1 protein-coding gene is annotated in these 1443 nt (G+C 68.7%); it reads left to right on the top strand.

Translation table 11 applies throughout. The annotated features are described in order from the left end of the window. Positions 1 to 1339, top strand: a 1339-nt coding sequence (locus HUK84_RS18030; protein WP_176641473.1) for a cytochrome c, incomplete at its 5' end; no start/stop codon positions are given. Between the last annotated feature and the right edge of the window lie 104 nt (positions 1340 to 1443).

The raw sequence follows: 1443 nt of genomic DNA, 5'->3' as shown, positions 1-1443 counted from the left end.
CGGCGCAGCCGACGCCACGCTGGTCGCGCGTGGGCGCTATCTGGCCGTCGCGGCCGATTGCGCCGCCTGTCATACCGCGCCGCATGGCGGCAAGCCGTTCGCCGGCGGCTATGGCATCGACTCGCCGCTGGGCAGCATCTATTCCTCGAACATCACGCCGTCCAAGGTCGCGGGCATCGGCAATTATTCCGAATCCCAGTTCGCAGCCGCGGTGCGCGACGGAATTCGCGGCGACGGGGCGCATCTCTACCCCGCGATGCCCTACACGTCCTATGCCCGGCTGACGGACGCGGACATCCATGCGCTCTACGCCTATTTCACGCAGGCGGTGCGGCCGGTGGACACCGCGCCGCCGGCAACCAGGCTGCCGTTCCCGTTCAATATCCGCGCCTCCATGATGGTCTGGAACGCGCTCTTCCTGGACGGCACGCGCTTCACGCCCGATCCGGCCAGATCCGCCCAGGTCAATCGGGGCGCCTACCTGGCCATCGCGCTGGGCCATTGCGACACCTGCCACACGCCGCGCAACGTCATGATGGCGGAAATCGGCGGCAAACAGCTCGGCGGCGCCACGCTCGGCACATGGATCGCGCCGAATATCACCCCCGATCCCGTCAGCGGCATCGGCGACTGGAGCAGCGACGACCTGTTCCGCTACCTCAAGACCGGCGACGTCCCCGGCAAGGCCCAGGCCGCCGGCCCGATGGCCGAGGCGATCGAACATAGTTTCCAATATCTCAGCGACGATGATTTGCGGGCGATCGTCGCCTATGTCCGCCAGGTGCCCGCCCTCCGGAACGCCGCGGAAACCCGGCCGCGCGACGCCTATGGCGCGATCTCGAACGGCGAGGCCCTCCAGCGCGGCGTCGCCCCGGCGTCGCTGAGCAATGGTGCGCGGATCTTCACCGGCGATTGCGCGGCCTGTCACCGCCCCACCGGCACGGGCAGCCAGGACGGGTACTATCCGCAATTGTTCCATAATTCCGCAACGGGCGCCGCGACCCCCGACAATCTGGTCGCCGCCATCCTCCAGGGCGTCGACCGTACGGTGGGCGGCCAGCATGCCTTCATGCCGGGCTTCGCGCACGGGTCCTATGTCGACGAACTGTCCGACCAGGACGTCGCCGACGTCGGCAATTACGTGCTGTCGCAGTTCGGCAACCAGGCGGTCCACATCACGGCCTCCGACGTGGCCACCCTCCGCGCGGGCGGCCCCACGCCGTTGCTGGCACGGGTGGGCGGCTATATCGTGCCCGCGATCGTGGCCCTGGCGGTCATTATTTTGACCGTCATCATCATCATGGTCCGGGCCGGAAGGCGCATCCGCCGCCCGGCCTGACGGGCGCGCGGCGACAGGAACGGGGGAGGCAGCGTGAAACGCCGATCCATTTTAGGAGGTGCCATTCCCCTGGCCCTGGCGGCGGCCTGGCGTGCCGCCCGTGC

Origin of the sequence: Nguyenibacter vanlangensis, assembly GCF_013376155.1 — a bacterium.
In the GTDB taxonomy this organism is placed as follows: Bacteria; Pseudomonadota; Alphaproteobacteria; order Acetobacterales; family Acetobacteraceae; genus Gluconacetobacter; species Gluconacetobacter vanlangensis.
Note: the sequence above shows the minus strand (reverse complement) of the source record. Positions and strands in the feature narration are given on the sequence as shown.